The organism is Flavobacterium sp. 38-13, assembly GCF_001899155.1.
GTDB lineage: Bacteria > Bacteroidota > Bacteroidia > Flavobacteriales > Flavobacteriaceae > Flavobacterium > Flavobacterium lindanitolerans.
Genome location: NZ_MKVG01000002.1, coordinates 75,581 through 95,071, shown reverse-complemented (window position 1 = coordinate 95,071; position 19,491 = coordinate 75,581). Strand labels below are relative to the sequence as shown.

Genomic DNA, 19,491 nt, shown 5'->3' with positions numbered 1-19,491 from the left:
AGAGCCAATTCATGCGCCGAGTTTACGAAATTATAAAAAATAAAATCCGCGAATATCAGCGTCATCCGCCTTTATCCGCGTTCAATAAACACAGTTATGGATTTACATGACCAATTAAAAAAACTATTCCCAGACCACCAACCGTCTGAAGAAATCGAAGAAACTGAAAGCGAACCAAAAGAACTTTGGATCCAGGCCGAGCCAATGATTTGCAAATTCGAAAAACGAAAAGGAAAACCCACTACCATCATCGAAGGTTATACCGGTTCGGATGACGATTTCAAAATTCTGGCGAAAGAATTAAAAACAAAATTAAGCGTAGGCGGTACATTCAAAGACGACTCAATTATCATTCAGGGAGATTACCGTGACAAAATAATGACCATCCTTAAAGAAAAAGGCTTTAAGGTAAAACGTGTTGGCGGATAACCCCACTCCTACAAATAAAACAATTTAACAACTGGCTTTTTCACTCAGCGGCTTAGCCACTATAAAACTTAGAAACTCAAAAAAATGATACAATCTTCAGAATTAATATTAAACCCTGACGGTAGCGTCTATCACCTGAATTTAAAACCAGAACACATTGCCAATGACATTATTTTCGTTGGCGACCAGAATCGCGTTGAAAAAATTACACAGTTTTTTGATTCCATAGAATTTTCAACACAAAAAAGAGAATTTAAAACCCAGACAGGTATCTTTAAAGGAAAAAGAATAACAGTAATGTCAACCGGAATCGGTCCTGACAATATTGACATCGTAGTTAACGAACTGGATGCGCTTGTCAACATCAACCTGGAAACCCGTCAGCCAAAAGAAGAACTGACTTCACTAAACATCATACGAATAGGAACATCGGGCTCATTGCAGAAAGATATTCCGGTAGACAGCTTCGTTATGTCTAAATATGGATTAGGATTGGACAATATGCTCCGTTCCTACAAAATTGACCGGATTACCGAGGAAGCTTTAGGTGAAGCCTTCCTGCTTCATACCAACTGGGATATCCGAAAAGGAAAACCATATGTGGTACGATGCAGTGAAAAACTGGAAAAACTAATTGAAAGTGACAGAATTTTCAAAGGAATTACTGCAACAGCCGGTGGATTCTATGGTCCTCAAGGCAGAGTTCTCCGTCTTGAAATACAGGACCCGGAATTGAACAACAAAATGGACAATTTCAATTTCAACGACAACAGGATTACTAACCTTGAAATGGAAACGGCTGCTATTTATGGCCTGTCGGCACTGCTCGGACATAATGCTTTATCGTTAAATGCCATCATTGCCAACCGTGCAAGTGGTACTTTTAGTGAAGACCCATACAAGGCTGTAGACGAATTAATTGCATATACGTTAGACAAATTGGCAAACAACTCCTAATGTTGCAGGAAGTAATTCTTAAATTCGAAGAACTGCTGGTCGGAAATCTTGATTACTTTAAGAATACCGACAAGGACGTTTTAGAATTCAAACCTGAAAGCAAATGGTCTAAAAAGGAAATATTAGGCCATTTGATTGATTCAGCGGTTCACAATCTGGTTCGGTTTACTGAAATACATTATGCCCCAAAACCTTATCAATACAGAACATACAATCAGGAAGACCTGGTCAGTATTTGCCAATACCAGTCAGCCGACAGTAATGAGTTAATCCTGCTCTGGCTTTCACTGAACAAGCAAATACTCAGGATTTTCAAATCGGTTGACAGTGAAGCATTGCATTATGAAATTGAACTGAATGACAAATCCATCATTAACCTGCGTTTTTTAATGAGCGATTATGTTGCCCATTTAGAGCATCATATAAAACAAATACAAAATAACCGTTATTCAACATGAAAACGATAAAAATAGCCGGGGTACCGGAACATTTTAACCTACCATGGCATCTTTGCATAGAAAATGGAGAATTTGAAGCACATGATATTGACCTGAAATGGACTGATGTTCCTGAAGGAACAGGAAAGTTATGCCAGATGCTTCGCAATGGCGAAACCGATATTGCCGTAATTCTGACCGAAGGCATCATTAAAGATATTGTCTCGGGTAATCCAAGCAAAATTGTGCAAGTCTATGTCCAATCGCCTCTGATTTGGGGAATTCATGTCGGTGCTGCTTCACACTACAAGACGCTTTCCGACCTGAAAGGAACAAAGGCTGCCATTAGCCGAATTGGTTCAGGTTCTCAACTTATGGCTTATGTCAATGCACACAATCAAGGATGGAAAACAGAAAATTTACAGTTTGAAATCGTAAATACTATTGATGGTGCCGTAGAAGCATTAACTGCCGGAACAGCCGATTATTTTATGTGGGAACGATTTATGACAAAGCCTTTGGTTGACAAAGGAATATTTAGAAGAATTGCCGACTGCCCTACTCCGTGGCCCTGTTTTGTGATTGCCGTGCGAAATGAAATACTGGAAACACAGCCGGAAACCATCAAAACCATATTGGAAATCATTAATCAAACAACAGAAGAATTCAAGGACATTCCAAGTATTGACAAAACCTTATCATCACGCTACAATCAAAAAATTGAGGATATACAGGAATGGCTCTCTCTGACAGAATGGTCACAAAAAACCTTGGATGACAAAACGTTAAACAATGTTCAAAATCAACTGTTGGAACTATCTATTATTGATAAAAAAGGTACTTTTGCAGATATAGCACAAATCTAATCAGGATTAAGTTGGCCTTTGGGTTACTATGGAGAAACAAGGTAACATAGACTTCAAAAAAATCAAAGAGAAACTTCAGGTCAAAAAACCTTGGGACAGTATCATTATTTTCCTATTGAATATATTGATAGCTATTCCTGTGTTTATCATTATCCATCAGAATATTATCGACCCAAACTGGTATTTCCATATTGACAGAATACTCCTTTTTATACTTGTAGTCGTTATTATACAATTGGTTCTCAGATTAATGAAAACCATCATTATTCTCTGTATAGCGCTGTATCTGATTGCATTAATTTACGGAAGCCTGTTCGGCAATTATGGCTTTAATAGTGTCTTTGAAGATTATCGTTCAATGGTTTACAGCATGTCAGAAAATCCCAATCCACAGGATATTATTATTTCAAAGCTTTTGCCTTTCCCAAACAAGTCAAAAATTCTGAATGCCATCGAATATGACAACCCAAAAGTCAGGAATTTTGCATTGCTTGCAACAACCAAATATTTCAGAAACGTTAAAGGATATAGCGAATACCGACGACAAATCCAAAGCTTTGCCGTATTTAAGGAAATACAGCGTCGCTGGAACTATGTGAGTGACCCAAAAGGAAAGGAATACATTGCCAGGGCTACTGAATCGCTGATTCATTTTTCTGGTGATTGTGATGACCACGCCATCCTCATGGCTGCCTGCGTTCGCGCTGTTGGCGGAACACCAAGACTTATCCATACCGGCGGTCATATTTATCCGGAGGTTCTTATTGGAAACAAAAAAGCCGATTTGGAAGCAATCAACTACCTTATCAAAGAAGTATTATTCAAAGAAGAAAGTAAAGGAAAAGAAATTCATTATCACATTGACGAACGCGGTCAAATCTGGCTTAATCTGGATTATACAGCCACTTATCCGGGAGGTCCGTTCATGTCTGAAGAAATTCTGGGAGCGTTGACCTTGAATTAATTTTTGATTTCAGATTTCAGATTTCTGATATCGGATAGCCCAATCGTCTATTATCTATCATCTTTTATCTACCTTCTGTTTATCTAAAAATAAAACAATCTTTTTCTATATTTACAACAGTTTACAAAAAGACAACTATGAAAAAATGGCTTTTCGCAGCACTGCTCGCTTTCCAGTTTTCAAATGCACAGGAAAGCTCTACTATCTTTGCAAGGAAACAAAATGAAATAAAATTTGACGTACTATCTGTTATAGCATTTTCAAAAGTCCATATCAGCTATGAGCGTTTTCTAAACGAGAACTTTTCAGTTGGCATTAGCGGTAGCTTTCAGGACAGTAAAGATGCTAAGGAAGATTTTGATAAAGGTTATGACCGTACACTTCCTAAGTATGAAGTCAATCCTTTTGTACGTTATTCCTTATCCCATAGTCAGAAAAGTTTCTATTTTGCTGAAATATTTCTTTCTGCAAACGGTGGGAAATACAGAGAATTACAACGTTTTGTAGATGACTCCGGAAACGGTTATTACGACACCTTCAAAGACAATTACACCGACGTAGCCATTGGTGGTGCCCTGGGTTATAAACTGTATATACAGGAAAAATTTGGTCTTGAATTATTTCTGGGAGCAGGAAAAAACCTTTTCAATACGGACAAAAGTCCGGAAGTTGTTCCTCGTGTAGGATTAAATTTTGGCTACAGATTTTAATAAAATTACTATGAAAACAATAAAGATATTACTTTTAGCAATAATCGGATTGGCAGCAGTTACAGGCTGTGGCGACGATGATGAGTTTTACAATTCAAAATATACTTCTATTCCAAATCTGATAACAATTGAACATCAAAACAATTATACAGTGGGCGATGTTTTGTGGCTGAATACAAATTTTTCAAGATACCAGCCTGAACCAAACCAGACTACCCCATTAGATATTTTTAAAACAACAGGAGGAGCCTCATTTAGTTTTGCTTATGGACTGGAAAAAAAGACCGGAACCAACACCTGGACAGCCATTGATATCCGTAGTATAATTAAGGACCAGGGTGATGCAGTTGCTGATTTTTATGTGATTGCAGAAAGTATTTATGAGCCTGTTTCTCAAAATTATAAATTCAGAGCCGGAATTCCATTATCAGAAACCGGTGAATACAGACTTGTTTTTGGACTTTCAGAAGTATCGCGACTCGAATTGTCATCAAACAATAATAATTCGGAAGACACTTTCCTTACGATACAGACAACCGCAAACAATCTGACAGCAGGATATTATAATTTTACGGTACAATAAGAATGCTTACCACTCTATTTCTTTTTTTCCGAGAGATTTAAGGTACTCATTAGTCTTGCTAAAATGCTTGTTCCCAAACCAAAGCCCCCTGTTGGCACTTAAAGGTGAAGGATGGCCAGAAGTAAGAATCAGGTGTTTGGAAGAATCAATAAGAGCTCTTTTGTTTTGTGCAAAACCGCCCCAAAGCAAAAAAACAACCTGTTCCCTTTCGCTTGAAACTTTCTGAATAACAGCATCGGTGAAAGTCTCCCAGCCTTTTTTTTGATGGCTTCCTGCTTCTCCTTTTCGAACGGTTAAGGTAGCATTTAAAAGCAATACACCTTGGTCTGCCCAACGCTCCAGATTTCCTGTTTGAGGTAAGAGCTTACCCAAATCGGTTTCAATTTCACGGAAAATATTAAACAAGGAAGGAGGAAAAGGAATTCCGTCGTTAACAGAAAAACACAATCCGTTTGCCTGATTTGGTCCGTGATAAGGGTCTTGCCCTATGATGACGACTTTTACATCATCAAAATGGCAGTGGTCAAAAGCAGAAAAAATCTGACTCCCTTTTGGATAACAGATATGATGAGTATATTCTGATTTTACAAAATCAATCAGATGGTGAAAATAAGGCTTTTCGAATTCTTCTGACAAAACGGCTTTCCAGGAAGGATGTATTTTTACTTGCATGGTTTTTAAATGTTAGTTGATAATTGATAGTGGATAATTGATAGTGGATAGTTGATAGTGGATAGTGTTTAGTGGATAGTGTTTAGTTGATAGTGTTTAGTTGATAGTGGATAGTGGATAGTGTTTAGTTGGTAGTTTACGATAAAAAATGATTTGGTTATAAAAAAGAATTTATGGCTTTCTACATTTCGCTTCATCACCTTTTCACCTTTTCACCTTAGAACCCTAGAACCCTAGAACCTTAGAACCTTAGAACCTTAGAACCTTAGAACCTTAGAACCTTAGAACCTTAGAACCTTAGAACCCGATACAAATTTCGGAAAGTTAAATTAAAAACAAACTAAAAAATAATTCATTTAAGCAGAAAAGCAAAAAAACTTCTCAAGCCCGTCAGCATAGTTTTTTGTATTTTTGTGCGTAAAAACCGCTATAGAATAAAATGACCAATATAACAGATAAGACATTACAGGATTTAGAATTCAACACCGTACTGCAAGTCATTTCAGAAATCTGCAACACAGAAATCGGGAAGGAAAAAGCACTTCAGATTTTGCCTTTCAAACATAAAAAGGAGTTGATGGATGCTTTGCTGCAAACGTCCGAATATGTTTCTTCTTTCACAAACAATAATGCGATTCCCAATCACGGATTTGAAACTATCAGCAATGAAATAAAATTTCTGGCCATAGAAGACAGTTTCCTTGAAGTGGGAAGTTTTCGAAAAATTGCAGCTATTTCTGATACCGTAAATGTACTGTTGCTTTTTCTTAAAAAGTTCAACGACTATTATCCTAAATTGAGTGAGAAATCTTCGGCTGTAGAATATACCAAATTCATCACACAGAAAATCGATGAAATTGTAGACAAATATGGTGAAATAAAAGACAATGCCTCACCTGCTCTTGTCGAAATCCGAAGAAATATGAATATGGTCCGTGGTAAGATTAACCAGAGTTTTGGAATGGCATTAAGCCAATACAACGGACTGGGCTATTTAGACGACATCAAGGAAAGTATTGTAGAAAACAGACGTGTATTAGCTGTGCTGGCTATGTACAGACGAAAAGTAAAAGGCTCCATTTTAGGAAATTCAAAAACAGGAAGCATTACCTATATCGAACCGGAAGCTACTTTACGTTTTTCAAGAGAACTGAGCAATCTGGAATATGAGGAAAAAGAAGAAATTACACGAATTTTAAAGCAGCTCACAAATGACATACGTCCGTTTTTAGACCTGCTTAAGACCTATCAGGAATTCCTGAGCGATATTGATGTGATTGCCGGAAAAGCAAAATATGCCAACAGAATTAACGGTATCTTACCCTCTATCACAGATGAAAAGAGATTGTATTTCAGAGAGGCGTACCATCCTATTCTTTATCTCAACAACAAGAAAAAAAATGAGGTGACCTTCCCTCAAACAATTGAACTGACAAACGAAAGCAGAATCATTGTAATTTCGGGCCCTAATGCCGGAGGAAAAACCATTTCACTTAAAACAGTAGGTTTATTGCAATTGATGCTGCAAAGCGGAATGCTTATTCCTGTACATGAGCGTAGTGAGACATTTTTATTTGACCGGATATTGACAGATATTGGTGACAATCAATCTATTGAAAATCATTTAAGTACCTACAGTTACCGTTTAAAAAACATGAACTATTTTCTCAAAAAATGCAATGCTAAAACGCTTTTCCTTATTGATGAATTTGGTACAGGTTCAGACCCTGAATTGGGAGGTGCTTTAGCAGAAACTTTTTTGGAAGAGTTTTATCATAGAGAAGCTTTTGGAATCATTACTACACACTATTCCAATCTGAAGATGCTGGCAAATGAATTGCCTTATGCTTCTAATGCGAATATGCTGTTTGATGAAAAGTCACTGGAACCTATGTACAAACTAATCTTAGGGCAAGCCGGAAGCTCATTTACTTTTGAAGTAGCACAGAAAAACGGTATTCCTTTTGGATTGATTAATCGTGCCAAGAAAAAAATTGAAGGTGGAAAGGTTCGTTTTGACAAAACTATTGCAACACTCCAAAAAGAACGTTCGAAACTTGAAAAAACCTCACAGAATTTAAAAGAAGAAGAAAGCAAAGCCCGTGAAGAGAGTAAAAAAATGGAATCTATCAATTCTAAAATCCAGGATAAACTGGAACGGTATCAGGAATTGTATGATGCGAACCAACGCCTAATCTACATGGGACAAAAATTGGATGATATTTCTGAAAAATATTTCAACAACAAGAATAAAAAAGAACTTATTGGCGAATTTCTTAAAATGGTTGAAATAGAAAATTCCAAGCGAAAAAAATTAACGGCCAAAGAAAAAAAGGCAAAGGAAATTGTTCAGAAAGAGATAATCAAAGAAGTTACCGTCAAGGTAGAGGAAATTCGCGAAGAGAAAAAAGAGAAGAAAATCAAAGCCATTAAACAGGAAGCAAATAAACCAAAACCTGTTTTAAAACTTGGTGACCGTGTCAGGTTGGTAGATGGTAAAGCCGTCGGAACTATTGACAAAATTGAAAAGAACAAGGTTACGGTAAATTATGGTATCTTTACTTCAAAAGTGGATTTAGAAACTTTAGAATTAGTAGAAGCAAAAAAATAAAATTTAGGCATAATGAACTTACCCCAGGATAAAAAAATCATTTTGTTTGACGGAGTCTGTAATCTCTGTGATTCTTCTATACAATTTATCATCAAACATGATAAAAAAGATATTTTTCGGTTTGTAGCATTGCAATCGGAAATAGGTCTGGAAATAATAAAACATATTGGCATTGATACTTCAAAAATAGATTCTATTTTATTGTATGAACCTGGCAAAGCTTATTATTACAAAGCCCAGGCCGCGTTAAAAATTGCCAAAGAATTGGGAGGTATATACACAGCTATTAGTTGGTTTTCTATACTCCCTAACTTTTTAACCAATACGGTATATGATTACATCGCCAAGAACCGATACAAATGGTATGGAAAAAAAGAAGCCTGTATGATTCCAACACCTGAATTAAAAGCAAAATTCTTATAATAAAAAAAGCCAAACTTAAAGTTTGGCTTTTTATTTTTATCTTAAAAACTAATTAGTTTTTGATAATCTTTTTAGTTACTGAACCTTGATCAGAATTGATTGTCATCATATAAACACCGGCTGACAAATCAGAAATATTAACCTGAGCAGAAGAATCTCCGTTCAATTTAGCAGTTTTAACTGTACGTCCGTTCAAATCTGTAAGGCTAACTGAAGTCAAAACAGAATTCAAATCGTTAGAAATGTTTACCAAACCATTAGATGGGTTAGGATAAACAGAGAAATTAGAAGCAACTTGCTCTCCAACTCCTAAAGCCAAATTCGTCATAACGATATTATCTACATAAGCGAATCCTCCATAATTATCGTGGGCAAATCTTAGTTGCTGTACTGATTCTGTAATTGTTGTGGCTCCGGTACGTAATAAAACATTATCTATATAATATTTAACTTCAGTTCCGTTTACTTCAATCTTTACATTATACCATCTGTTAGCTACCCATGTAAATCCTGCAATTGGACTCCATGCCAAACCTGTACCTACAGTTTCAACTGTTCTTGCATCTCCTTCATAGTTAAATTCAAATCTTGAAATAAATGATGTAGAACCCACTAAGTGCATCCCAAAATTGGCAGCATCCAATTCGCTAATGTAATAATCCGCAGATACTGAATAATGTGTAGAAGCTAAAGGGGTAAAATTATAAAAAGCCCCCATTATTGTACTTGTCTGACCACTAAAAGACGGATCTTCATCTATCTTTAGAGATTGTGAACCATTTGTAGCAAGCGCATTTGAAATCGATTGGTTAGCAATAAAACCGCCTTCACCGTCACCGGTTACTATCCAACCATTTTGATTATGGACATTGCCAACAGTATATCCTTCTGATGCTTCAAAAGAAATTGTAGTTTGTGCATTGATTGTAAAAACAGAGCCTAATAAAAGCCCTGCTAAGAGTAATTGTTTTTTCGTTATAAAAGTTTTAGTTCACTAGCAAATGTAGGTTTTTACCCGCAAACAAAAAAAGCCATTAAGTTAAAACTTAATGGCTTTAAGAAATTATTAACTAATATTAGTTTTTGATAATCTTTTTAGTTACTGAACCTTGGTCAGAGTTAATGTTCATCATATAAACACCGGCTGACAAATCAGAAATGTTAACTTGAGCAGAAGAATCTCCGTTCAATTCTACAGATTTAACAGTACGTCCGTTCAAATCAGAAATAGAAACGTTATTTAACAAAACATTTGAATCGCTAGAAATGTTTACGATACCATTTGATGGATTTGGATAAACAGATAATTTAGAAGTGGAGAATTCATTAGTTCCTAACACAGAAGTCATAACAATTTTGTCCAAAACAATTGACGTTCCACCTGCAGGAGTAGCAGGGTTGTTATGATTAAATGATATATAATATATTCCGGCAGATGGAGCTGTATAGGTAGCTGTTGTTTCTACAAATGTAAGACCTACCACTGTAACTGTTGATAAAGTTGTAGTCTGAGCAGCAATTGTAGGAGCATTTCCAATTTTTGCCAAGAGCGTATTATTTATTGTAGCACTTGTTGAACGGGTAGAAAATTTAAGTGTAACCTGTTCACCAGCTGCTAAACTAATTGGTCTTGAAAATAACCATCTATTAGTTGCTGCTGTAGTCGAAGAGTTACTGAACGACATTTGCACACCATCTGCATAAAAAGGAGCTCCAGCGGTATTATTTAATGAGAAAGCTCCAGACCATCCATCTACATTATAACCACCACTTGCTGCAGGAGTTTCAAAACCATAAGTATATGGCAAACTGATTGGCGTGAAAAAAGAAAATGGACCTACCCATACACTACCACATGAATTTCTAACATAATATTGGTATCTTGTATTTGGTGTTAGTGGTGTAGTTGTTGTATATGAATTTGTAGCAGATGTACCAGTTACTGTTGGTATAAATCCCGGAGCACCTATTGCAATATCATAACCTGTTGCTCCTGCAACAGCGGTCCAGCTTATTGTTGCGCTTGTAGGATTAATAACATTTGTAATCACTCTTTCAGGAGCTGCACAAGTAAGATTATTAACTACATGTATGTTATCTATACCAAGAAGGAACATATCGTTTGAGAAGTTCTGGAAAGCAATATACACATTTTGACCAGCATAAGCTGTTAAATCAACAAATCTTCTGGTCCAAGCTGTATTTTCACCAGATGCACCTGTTGTGCCGTCACCTTGAGCAAATAACTGAGTAGTAAAATTTGCTACTGCATTACCACTAGTTGAGATAAAAACCTTGTAAGAATCTCTGTAAGTAGCATCATAGGCTTTCGCATCCCAATATAATCTGCTAGATCCTGCAGGAATAGCAATCGAAGGTGAAACCAACCAATCATTTGATGCACCAACAGGAGTGTAATAGGAAGTACTCATCGCAACCTTATTATCAAATTCTTCACCTGTAGAAATCCATGCAGCATTAACAAAGTTTACAGCAGCATTCGGAGTTTTGTTGTCAACATTATAAAGCGTCCATCCTGCAATCCCAGGTCCCGCTCCATCCCAATTTTCTTGGAAAACAATTTGACTCTTTGCAGCTTGATTAAATCCAAGTAGCGTAAGAGATAAAAGTAAAATTTTTTTCATAATATAAAGTTTTTTTTAATTAGAAGCAAATGTAAGGTATTATCTATTAATAAAAAAAAACGTTACGTTAAAAAATTAAGGACTCTATTAAAATTATAAACTAAAATTCCGTATTCTATATTTTTTAAGCTATTTGCCTATTAGTATGTTTAATTTATTAAAATTACGGCTTAATACAAACTCAATTGTTTTTATCAAGAATATAGTAATCTGCCAAAACCAATGCTGCCATAGCCTCAACAATAGGAACAGCTCTTGGAACAACGCATGGATCATGTCTCCCTCTTCCCTGCATTTCTACAATATTACCATGGATGTCCAAAGTCTCCTGTTTCTGCATTATGGTTGCAACAGGCTTAAATGCCACTCTGAAATAAATATCCATTCCGTTACTGATTCCGCCCTGGATACCGCCTGAAAGGTTTGATTTTGTAGTTCCATCCGGATTATAAAGATCATTATGCTCACTTCCTTTCATTCTTGCACCGCAGAAACCGCTTCCATATTCAAAACCTTTTACGGCATTTATTGAAAGCATGGCCTTGCCCAGTTCAGCATGAAGCTTATCAAAAACCGGTTCACCTAAACCAATCGGTACATTTTGGATAACACAGGTTATCGTTCCTCCAACAGTATCGCCTTGTTTTCGTATTTCCTTGATATAATCTTCCATTTTTTTGGCAGTGGCTTCATCCGGACAACGAACAGGGTTGCTTTCCGTTTTAGAAAAATCCAATGCCTGGTACGGTTTGTCAATAAATATATCTCCAACTGAAGAAACAAATGCATTGATTTTTATGGATGGAATCACCTGCTTTGCAATAGCTCCTGCCACTACCCTGCTTGCCGTTTCCCGGGCCGAGCTTCTTCCACCACCTCTGTAGTCTCTGATACCGTATTTTTTTTCATAGACGTAATCGGCATGGCTTGGCCTGTAACTTTCCTTAATATGGGCATAGTCATCAGACTTCTGATTGGTATTGGGTATAATAAAGCCAATAGGCGTGCCCGTTGTTTTACCTTCAAAGATTCCCGACAGAAATTGCACTTCGTCATCTTCTTTGCGTTGTGTTACGATAGCGGATTGACCCGGTTTTCTCCTGGACATTTCAAAGCGAATTGCTTCAATGTCTAATGTAATTCCCGGCGGACAACCATCAATTATTCCTCCTAAGGCCTCTCCATGCGACTCCCCAAAAGTGGTAAGCCTGAACAGATTTCCAAAACTATTTCCTGACATTTTTTATTTCGTTTTATCGCAAATGTAGCGATTATGCGACAGACTTGAACTTAATTATATCATCACTATATGTTAACATTATCATAAGTAATATGTCGGGGATCTTTTATTTATTTGTTAAACTTTTAAAGCACAATAAATTGAAAAAAAGAGTTGTTGATTTAGTAGTAATCTCGGATGTACATCTGGGTACTTTTGGTTGCCACGCTAAAGAACTCCACAATTATCTTTGCTCTATTAAGCCCAAAACCTTAATCTTAAACGGAGATATTATCGACATCTGGCAGTTCCGAAAATCGTACTTTCCAAAATCCCATCTTAAAGTAATCCGGAAAATTTTAGATTTCACTTCAAAAGGCACCCAGGTATATTATATTACCGGAAACCATGATGAAATGCTGCGTAAATTCAGCGATTCAAAAGTGGGCAATTTTTCTATCATTGATAAGCTTGTTTTGGATTTGGATGGTGAAAAAGCATGGTTTTTTCATGGTGACGTATTTGATTCTTCTGTACACCATGCCAAGTGGATTGCCAAACTTGGCGGTATTGGTTATGACTATCTGATTCTGCTCAATCGCTTTATTAACTGGTGTCTGACTAAAATGGGCAAAGAGCCCTATTCTTTTTCAAAAAAGATAAAATCAGGAGTTAAATCTGCTGTTAAATTCATATCAGATTTTGAATCCGCTGCTATAGACCTGGCTATTGAAAACAAATACAACTATGTTGTGTGCGGTCATATTCATGAACCCAAAATACTAAACCAGACAACTAAAAAAGGAAAAACAGTATATCTTAATTCCGGTGATTGGGTAGAAAATCTGACTGCTCTCGAGTACAACAAAAAACGGTGGAAACTATACCGGCATTCCGAAAATGAGGAAATTATTGAAGAAGACTATCTCGAAATGGAGACAAAATTGAGCGAAAAACTGATGACAAGCTTTTTTGTCATGAAATAAACCATTAAAAACGGGCTTATTTTTCCTTTGATTATCAGCAATTTATAAAATTTGTAAACTTTTTTGTGTTATATTATTCACAAATTAACGTTTTTTGGCAATATTATTGCTACCTTGTATAAAACTCTAAATTAAAATTTTATGAAAAAATTATTTTTATCAGCTTTTATGCTAGCGGGAATGGCATTCAGTATGCAAGCCCAGGAAATTTCAAAAAATGCATTGGGATTACGTCTTGGTGACAATGACGGTTTTGGTGGTGAGATTTCTTATCAAAGAGGTTTATCAAGCAACAATCGTTTGGAAGTAGACTTAGGCTGGAGAGATAGCAACCACGTTGATGCTATCAAGTTGACAGGTCTTTACCAATGGGTATGGAACATTGAAGGAGGCTTCAACTGGTACGCTGGTGTTGGTGGAGGTCTTGGTACATGGAGCTATGACTACAGAGGAGCTGATGACAGCGGTACATTCTTTTTTGCTGCCGGTGATATAGGTATTGAGTATAAATTTGATATTCCTTTGATGCTGTCTTTAGATTTCAGACCTGAGTTTTATTTCAACCACGATGATTTCAGAGATGATAGTTTCGGACCAGACATCGCATTGGGTATCCGTTATACATTCTAAAAACAGATATAGTTATAAAAGAAACATCCCGAATATTCGGGATGTTTTTTTTATTGAAATATGATTTCTTTAGTGGAATTGATTTTGACAATTGTAAAAGGATTTGTCAAAGCCATGGTAACAATATCACCGGAACCGGGACTGGTTTCCTGCACATCTACATATATCTTCTCTCCTTTTTCTGTCACATTTTTGACTTTAATTGCATAACCGCCCGTATTTCTTTGTCCCATAAATAAAGCGACTATTCTTTCTTTTGTAAAATCAACTTTTGGCACCTGAGTATCATTAATAGCCTCATATAGTTTTTCTAACGAAGCCTTATCTTTAATAACTTCATACGATTTTACCTCTTTTCCCTGATAGGCAGATTCACTTAAAATCTGATATAGGGCTGTTTGTTGCTTCTTGTTCACATTTTCAGGTTTTTGTTCAGTGGCTTTTTTAGTACTGCCGCAACAAAACAGCAGACAAACTAAAGGCATCAGGATTAGTTTTTTCATAATTACTTGTTTTTTAATGCCTTTTCATAAATGGCTTCATATAAAGGCATGATGTTTAAGATATCAAACTGTTTTGCCACATTCAGGGCATTTTGTTTAAATTTACTCAATTCTTCATCATCTTCCAAAATTGCCAGTGCATTTTTTGCCATATCGTCAACATCTCCTACATCGCTGAGATATCCGGATATTCCGTTAAAGTTAACTTCCGGAAGTCCGCCAGAATTACTTGAAATAACCGGAACGCCACAAGCCATTGCCTCCAATGCTGCCAAACCAAAACTTTCTGTTTCGGACGGAAGCAGGAACAAATCCGTATAACATAATATTTTATCAATATCGTTACTGTTTCCGAAGAAGATTACCTTGTCGCTGATTCCTAACTCTTCACAAAGAATTTCTGCTTTTTCCTTTTCCGGACCTTCACCTACCATCATCAGTTTGGCCGGTATTTTCTTTTGAATTTTATCAAAAACTTTTACGACATCAGGAATTCTCTTAATCGCTCTGAAATTACTGATATGTGTTATGATTCTTTCCTCTTTTGAAGCCATCAAAGCTCTTTGACAAGGTGCATTTTCATCAAGTCGCGGTTTGTTGATTTCTATAAAATTCGGAATGACTTCGATGTCTTTTTTAATATCAAAAAGTTTGTATGTCTCGTCTTTCAGACTCTGCGAAACCGAGGTAACTATATCAGACTTGTTAATACTGAAAGTCACGGCAGGTTTATAAAAAGGATGGCTTCCTACCAACGTAATGTCTGTTCCGTGAAGTGTTGTCACCATTGGTATTCTGATTCCTTCATGTTTCAACATCTGTTTAGCCATATATCCTGCATAAGCATGAGGAATGGCATAATGAACATGGAGCAGCTCTATTTTATGAAGTTTTACCATATCAACCAACTTACTGGAAAGAGCCAATTCATAAGGTTGGAAATGAAATAGCGGATATTCCGGAACGTTGACTTCGTGGTAGTGGATATTCGGATTAAGAAGTGCCAATCTCACGGGTTGGCTATAGGTGATAAAATGTATCTCGTGTCCTCTTCTGGCCAGTTCAAGACCTAATTCTGTGGCGACTACGCCGCTACCGCCAAAGGTTGGATAGCAAACAATTGCAATTTTCATAATTACTCCTAAATGAGTAACGAAAATACTCAAAAAAGTAAGGCAAAACTGAATTTCCATTAAAATTAACGCTTATGCAATCTTTAGTATAAGTGGTCTGTTTTTATAGAAATCCCTCTTTAATTTATTATAAAAATTGGGTTAAATATATCTTTTTGGTAAAATGATACGCAACCTATTTGAATCCTCAGCATCTCATTAATGTAATGTATATCTGGCTGAAAAAAGATACCGGACATATCTTTTAAGGCAAGGTTTGTTTTAGTTTTAACGAAAAAAGCCAATCTCTAACAAGATTGGCTTTTTATTTATGTAGTCTTTATTTTCTAAATGCTCCTTCGTACATCTCAATCCATTTTTCAGGTGATATTTTTCCAAACAGTTCCCCTAGCAGCTCATAAGGAATCTGGTCCATTTTTTTAAAACGGATGCAGCTTTTTCCCATATCAAGTTTAAGTTTAGAATGTTTTGGATATTCATTTACAAACCAATCCAACAATTTTGGGTCGGCATAAATTCCCATATGATATAATGCTATAAAGTTTTTCTGCGAAGCAAGGCTTAAAAAAGGCAATGGAATTTCAGGGTTGCAATGGTAGCCACCAGGATATAATGAAAATGGTACACAATAACAAAGCATGCCATAGTTTATATTCTCTTCAAAACCTTTGGGAAGCTGTTCCAGAATACTATTTCTTAATTTGTTCATAGCTTCTTTCCTTTCTTCAGGAAGACTATCTAAATATTCTTGTGGGTTTTTAGCCGTTGACTGCATGATGTTGTTTTAATTGTTTAGGCTCCTAATTTTCTATTGCATCATAAATTACTTTCTGAATATTCTCGCGTACATTTTCTTTTGACAAGGTATTCGGTGCATTGGAATCCGGATAGGTTCTGTTGGAAAGGAAAATATAAATAAGCTCTTCTTCCGGGTCAGCCCAGGCCATCGTTCCGGTAAATCCTGTATGTCCAAAGCTTGATTTAGAAGTACAGCCACATGTTGGACCTGATGTACCTGGCAATTGAGGCTTATCAAAGCCTAAAGCTCTTCTGTTTCCTTCTTTACAAAAATAGCAAGTATTAAAAGTATCAAAAGTAGCTGGACTAAAAAACTGTATGCCGCCATAATTTCCTTTTTGGAGATACATCTGCATAATTTTAGCCAAATCTATTGAATTGGAAAAAACACCTGCATGGCCGCCCACTCCATCCTGCATGGCTGCCGCCATATCATGCACATAACCCTGAATGGTCTGATATCTGAAATATTTATCTTCTTCTGTAGGTGGTATAACACTCATGTCGAATTTTCTCAACGGATTATAGGTCGTACTATTCGCGCCTAACTTCTTATAAAAATTCTCTTCAGATAGTACATCCAGTTTCTTTCCGGTTTCTTTTTCAAGATACTCTTTCAGAATTATAAAAGTAAAGTCGCTGTATTTGTATTCTTTTTTTGGCAATAACTTACTCTCGGCAATTTTCTTAATGATAGTATCCTTATAATCATTTCTTAGGAACAGATTTTCTGCTACCTGTAATGAAAATTCAGGCGTCAATGTATTTTTATAATACTTATCGCTAGGTTTTTTATCTGCATTTAGCGTAGCCTGATAGAACGGAATCCACGGCTGGAGTCTTGCATAATGCGATAGCAATTCCTTAAATGTGATATTCTTTTTATCCGTATTTTCAAAAGCAGGAAGCATCGTTCCCAGTCTGGTATCAAGAGTAAATTTTTTCTGGTCGTAAAGTTGCATCACATCCGGTAATGTAGACACAATTTTTGTTAGGGAGGCCACATCGTATATATCCGAATTTTTGACTTTTACTTCATTTTTATAATCGTGGTAGCCATAGGATTTCTGGAAAACGACTTTTCCTTTTCTTGCTACCAATACCTGAATTCCCGGTGTCATTTGCCTTTCGATGGCATTATTAGCAATAAGGTCAATTCTCGCCAGTGCTTTTGAACTCATCCCGACATTTTCTGCAGCCGTAAATCCAAGACGATTGAGTTTTTTTGTTTTTAAACCGTCGTTAACCTTAAAGGTCGTTCCTATGGAAACCGGCAACTTTCCTTTTGCATCGATTGCTCCAAAAATAAGCTGACCCGAAACATTCTGTGCGACATCGCTATTCTGATAAGAAACTACCAATCCTTCAATATCGCTGAATGAATTGATAGGTATAAGAGAATAAGGTTTTGTAAAAATATCAAGGATAACCTTATTATTCTTTGCTATTTCCTGGATTTTGACCAATTCGTCTACCGTAAAATCATGTTTTTTCCAGGCTCCATCCGCTTTATGATATCCAATTATGACCGTTGTATATTTTTTCAGGTCATCAATCAGCAGATGCAAACTGTCATTGGAAACTTCGGTTACTTCAGTGTACTGCCTTAATGTATTCAGGAAAGAAGTATTCGTATCGTCACCCAGTTTTACATAGGCAATCTTTTCATTAGCTACATCTTTAATTGGCAGAATTTCATTTTCGTTCTTTAAAACGGTTACCGCATTTTCATACAATTGATATTGCAAGGCTTGAGCATCAGCATTATTCAGGTCATCATAGATATATGGAATCTCAACCGGTTTGTAATTATTCAATCCGGCAAGATATTTATACCTCAATATTTTTTTTACTGATTGCTCCAGTCTTTTTTCAGAAATGACAGTATCCTGAATAGCTACACAAATTTTCTCTAAAGCTAAAGGAACGTTCTCGGCAAAAAGCAAAATATCATTTCCCGCCTTAAAAGCTTCCAGGTCAATATCTCCCGGTTGCTTAAAATTTGTTGCTCCTTTCATATTCAAGGCATCAGTAAAAATAAGCCCTTTGAAATGAAGCTCATTCTGCAGAACATTAGTTACTACATTATAAGAAAGTGATGTTGGGTAATTTTCTTTCGGTTCAAGACTTGGAACGTTCAGGTGTGCCACCATAACGCTGGCAAGGCCTTCACGGAACAATTTTTTATATGGATAAAATTCAATATCGTTAATTCGCTGTTTGGTAAAATTCAGCATTGGTAGCGTATGGTGCGAATCGGTTTCCGTATCACCATGTCCCGGAAAGTGTTTTCCTGTTGCAAAAACACCCTGGTTTTGAATTCCTTTCATCAAAGCCAATGCTCTTTCGGTTACATTCATCTTGTCTTCACCGAAGGAACGGTTACCAATAATCGGATTTTTAGGATTGGTATTAATATCCAAAACCGGCGCAAAATTGAACTGAACGCCCATTCTTCTGCTCTGCTGTCCGTATTTTTCACCTACTTTTTCAATCAGTTTCATATCCTGAATAGCTCCAAGCGTCATGTTCCACGGATAGCGGATGACCGAATCCAAGCGCATTGCCAATCCCCATTCTGCATCAATTCCAATAAAAAGAGGTACTTTTGATTTTGATTGGAAACGATTGGTTAGTCTTGCCTGACGTACAGGTCCACCCTGAAAGAAAATTACTCCTCCAATATGTTGTTCCCTTATAAGTTTGTCAATAGTATTAAAATGCACACTGTCTTTATTGGAATAGGCGGCAACCATAAAAAGCTGCCCTATTCTTTCCTGCAATGTCATTTTATTATAGATGCTGTCGACCCAGATTGTTTCTTTGGTTCTATCTAAAACTAATTTAGGCTCACGAAGCTGCGAAAAGGCAATCTGACTGATGAACAGTAGTGCTATAACAAAATATCTCATTCAAGTAAAATTT

Annotated in this window: 19 protein-coding genes; 11 read left to right on the top strand and 8 right to left on the bottom strand. The window is 36.4% G+C overall.

The window, feature by feature from the left end:
* Positions 1–96: 96 nt before the first annotated feature.
* From BGO88_RS00445 to BGO88_RS00415, 7 genes are all read left to right on the top strand, one after another.
* Positions 97–429: a translation initiation factor gene (locus tag BGO88_RS00445; protein ID WP_273237075.1), complete on the top strand. Its 333-nt coding sequence runs from the start codon at positions 97–99 to the stop codon at positions 427–429.
* A gap of 84 nt (positions 430–513) precedes the next feature.
* A complete protein-coding gene (locus BGO88_RS00440) occupies positions 514–1,386 on the top strand; it encodes a nucleoside phosphorylase (protein ID WP_056073433.1) in 873 nt (290 codons plus the stop codon).
* The gene (locus BGO88_RS00435) at positions 1,386–1,844 is read left to right on the top strand and encodes a DinB family protein (RefSeq protein ID WP_286705564.1); all 459 of its coding nucleotides are present in this window, start codon (positions 1,386–1,388) and stop codon (positions 1,842–1,844) included. The genes BGO88_RS00440 and BGO88_RS00435 overlap by 1 nt, the downstream gene beginning before the upstream one ends.
* The gene (locus BGO88_RS00430) at positions 1,841–2,689 is read left to right on the top strand and encodes a substrate-binding domain-containing protein (protein ID WP_286705563.1); all 849 of its coding nucleotides are present in this window, start codon (positions 1,841–1,843) and stop codon (positions 2,687–2,689) included. The genes BGO88_RS00435 and BGO88_RS00430 overlap by 4 nt, the downstream gene beginning before the upstream one ends.
* Before the next feature lie 28 nt (positions 2,690–2,717).
* Complete coding sequence (locus tag BGO88_RS00425) at positions 2,718–3,653, top strand: transglutaminase-like domain-containing protein (protein WP_101472626.1); 936 nt, start codon at positions 2,718–2,720, stop codon at positions 3,651–3,653.
* A gap of 137 nt (positions 3,654–3,790) precedes the next feature.
* Positions 3,791–4,363: a DUF3575 domain-containing protein gene (locus tag BGO88_RS00420; RefSeq protein ID WP_286705562.1), complete on the top strand. Its 573-nt coding sequence runs from the start codon at positions 3,791–3,793 to the stop codon at positions 4,361–4,363.
* Positions 4,364–4,373: 10 nt separating this feature from the next.
* Positions 4,374–4,946 carry a hypothetical protein gene (locus tag BGO88_RS00415; RefSeq protein WP_056073424.1) on the top strand — a complete coding sequence of 191 codons (573 nt, stop codon included), beginning with the start codon at positions 4,374–4,376 and terminating at the stop codon, positions 4,944–4,946.
* Between the two features lie 6 nt (positions 4,947–4,952).
* Here the strand turns inward: BGO88_RS00415 and BGO88_RS00410 are convergent, their stop codons facing one another.
* On the bottom strand, positions 4,953–5,618 hold the full coding sequence (locus BGO88_RS00410; protein ID WP_286705561.1) for a uracil-DNA glycosylase: 666 nt from the start codon (positions 5,616–5,618) through the stop codon (positions 4,953–4,955).
* Between the two features lie 439 nt (positions 5,619–6,057).
* On the opposite strand from BGO88_RS00410, the gene BGO88_RS00405 reads away from it, so the two are divergent.
* Both BGO88_RS00405 and BGO88_RS00400 read left to right on the top strand, forming a co-directional pair.
* On the top strand, positions 6,058–8,229 hold the full coding sequence (locus BGO88_RS00405; RefSeq protein WP_286705560.1) for an endonuclease MutS2: 2,172 nt from the start codon (positions 6,058–6,060) through the stop codon (positions 8,227–8,229).
* Between the two features lie 12 nt (positions 8,230–8,241).
* On the top strand, positions 8,242–8,652 hold the full coding sequence (locus BGO88_RS00400; protein ID WP_180326450.1) for a thiol-disulfide oxidoreductase DCC family protein: 411 nt from the start codon (positions 8,242–8,244) through the stop codon (positions 8,650–8,652).
* Between the two features lie 52 nt (positions 8,653–8,704).
* On the opposite strand, the gene BGO88_RS00395 is transcribed toward BGO88_RS00400, so the two are convergent.
* The 3 genes from BGO88_RS00395 to aroC all read right to left on the bottom strand — a co-directional run bounded on the left by BGO88_RS00395 (position 8,705) and on the right by aroC (position 12,537).
* Complete coding sequence (locus tag BGO88_RS00395) at positions 8,705–9,370, bottom strand: T9SS type A sorting domain-containing protein (RefSeq protein ID WP_286705559.1); 666 nt, start codon at positions 9,368–9,370, stop codon at positions 8,705–8,707.
* Between the two features lie 358 nt (positions 9,371–9,728).
* Complete coding sequence (locus BGO88_RS00390) at positions 9,729–11,297, bottom strand: T9SS-dependent choice-of-anchor J family protein (protein ID WP_286705558.1); 1,569 nt, start codon at positions 11,295–11,297, stop codon at positions 9,729–9,731.
* A gap of 181 nt (positions 11,298–11,478) precedes the next feature.
* A complete protein-coding gene (gene aroC, locus BGO88_RS00385) occupies positions 11,479–12,537 on the bottom strand; it encodes a chorismate synthase (protein WP_286705557.1) in 1,059 nt (352 codons plus the stop codon).
* 140 nt (positions 12,538–12,677) lie between these two features.
* Here aroC and BGO88_RS00380 point away from each other — a divergent pair, with 140 nt between their 5' ends.
* Positions 12,678–13,502, top strand: coding sequence for a UDP-2,3-diacylglucosamine diphosphatase (locus BGO88_RS00380; RefSeq protein WP_286705556.1), 825 nt, complete (start codon positions 12,678–12,680; stop codon positions 13,500–13,502).
* 141 nt (positions 13,503–13,643) lie between these two features.
* Positions 13,644–14,132, top strand: coding sequence for a hypothetical protein (locus tag BGO88_RS00375; RefSeq protein ID WP_056073402.1), 489 nt, complete (start codon positions 13,644–13,646; stop codon positions 14,130–14,132).
* A gap of 50 nt (positions 14,133–14,182) precedes the next feature.
* Here BGO88_RS00375 and BGO88_RS00370 read toward each other — a convergent pair whose 3' ends face one another.
* The 4 genes from BGO88_RS00370 to BGO88_RS00355 form a co-directional block, all read right to left on the bottom strand.
* Entirely contained in the window at positions 14,183–14,635 is a 453-nt protein-coding gene (locus BGO88_RS00370; protein ID WP_273238414.1) for a protease complex subunit PrcB family protein, read from the bottom strand.
* Positions 14,636–14,637: 2 nt separating this feature from the next.
* Positions 14,638–15,768, bottom strand: a complete 1,131-nt coding sequence (gene bshA / locus BGO88_RS00365; protein ID WP_286705555.1) for an N-acetyl-alpha-D-glucosaminyl L-malate synthase BshA — start codon at positions 15,766–15,768, stop codon at positions 14,638–14,640.
* A 319-nt stretch (positions 15,769–16,087) separates the two neighbouring features.
* Positions 16,088–16,543 (bottom strand): DUF1801 domain-containing protein, encoded by a 456-nt coding sequence (locus BGO88_RS00360; protein ID WP_101472635.1) that lies wholly within the window; start codon positions 16,541–16,543, stop codon positions 16,088–16,090.
* A gap of 25 nt (positions 16,544–16,568) precedes the next feature.
* Complete coding sequence (locus BGO88_RS00355; protein ID WP_286705554.1) at positions 16,569–19,478, bottom strand: serine hydrolase domain-containing protein; 2,910 nt, start codon at positions 19,476–19,478, stop codon at positions 16,569–16,571.
* Positions 19,479–19,491: the final 13 nt, after the last annotated feature.

What these genes read in the sequence shown, in the direction of transcription:
- BGO88_RS00445 (WP_273237075.1), top strand. Translation starts at nt 97, where the DNA reads ATGGATTTACATGACCAATTAAAAAAACTATTCCCAGACCACCAACCG.
- BGO88_RS00440 (WP_056073433.1), top strand. Translation starts at nt 514, where the DNA reads ATGATACAATCTTCAGAATTAATATTAAACCCTGACGGTAGCGTCTAT.
- BGO88_RS00435 (WP_286705564.1), top strand. Translation starts at nt 1,386, where the DNA reads ATGTTGCAGGAAGTAATTCTTAAATTCGAAGAACTGCTGGTCGGAAAT.
- BGO88_RS00430 (WP_286705563.1), top strand. Translation starts at nt 1,841, where the DNA reads ATGAAAACGATAAAAATAGCCGGGGTACCGGAACATTTTAACCTACCA.
- BGO88_RS00425 (WP_101472626.1), top strand. Translation starts at nt 2,718, where the DNA reads ATGGAGAAACAAGGTAACATAGACTTCAAAAAAATCAAAGAGAAACTT.
- BGO88_RS00420 (WP_286705562.1), top strand. Translation starts at nt 3,791, where the DNA reads ATGAAAAAATGGCTTTTCGCAGCACTGCTCGCTTTCCAGTTTTCAAAT.
- BGO88_RS00415 (WP_056073424.1), top strand. Translation starts at nt 4,374, where the DNA reads ATGAAAACAATAAAGATATTACTTTTAGCAATAATCGGATTGGCAGCA.
- BGO88_RS00410 (WP_286705561.1), bottom strand. Translation starts at nt 5,618, where the DNA reads ATGCAAGTAAAAATACATCCTTCCTGGAAAGCCGTTTTGTCAGAAGAA.
- BGO88_RS00405 (WP_286705560.1), top strand. Translation starts at nt 6,058, where the DNA reads ATGACCAATATAACAGATAAGACATTACAGGATTTAGAATTCAACACC.
- BGO88_RS00400 (WP_180326450.1), top strand. Translation starts at nt 8,242, where the DNA reads ATGAACTTACCCCAGGATAAAAAAATCATTTTGTTTGACGGAGTCTGT.
- BGO88_RS00395 (WP_286705559.1), bottom strand. Translation starts at nt 9,370, where the DNA reads ATGGGGGCTTTTTATAATTTTACCCCTTTAGCTTCTACACATTATTCA.
- BGO88_RS00390 (WP_286705558.1), bottom strand. Translation starts at nt 11,297, where the DNA reads ATGAAAAAAATTTTACTTTTATCTCTTACGCTACTTGGATTTAATCAA.
- aroC (WP_286705557.1), bottom strand. Translation starts at nt 12,537, where the DNA reads ATGTCAGGAAATAGTTTTGGAAATCTGTTCAGGCTTACCACTTTTGGG.
- BGO88_RS00375 (WP_056073402.1), top strand. Translation starts at nt 13,644, where the DNA reads ATGAAAAAATTATTTTTATCAGCTTTTATGCTAGCGGGAATGGCATTC.
- BGO88_RS00370 (WP_273238414.1), bottom strand. Translation starts at nt 14,635, where the DNA reads ATGAAAAAACTAATCCTGATGCCTTTAGTTTGTCTGCTGTTTTGTTGC.
- bshA (WP_286705555.1), bottom strand. Translation starts at nt 15,768, where the DNA reads ATGAAAATTGCAATTGTTTGCTATCCAACCTTTGGCGGTAGCGGCGTA.
- BGO88_RS00360 (WP_101472635.1), bottom strand. Translation starts at nt 16,543, where the DNA reads ATGCAGTCAACGGCTAAAAACCCACAAGAATATTTAGATAGTCTTCCT.
- BGO88_RS00355 (WP_286705554.1), bottom strand. Translation starts at nt 19,478, where the DNA reads ATGAGATATTTTGTTATAGCACTACTGTTCATCAGTCAGATTGCCTTT.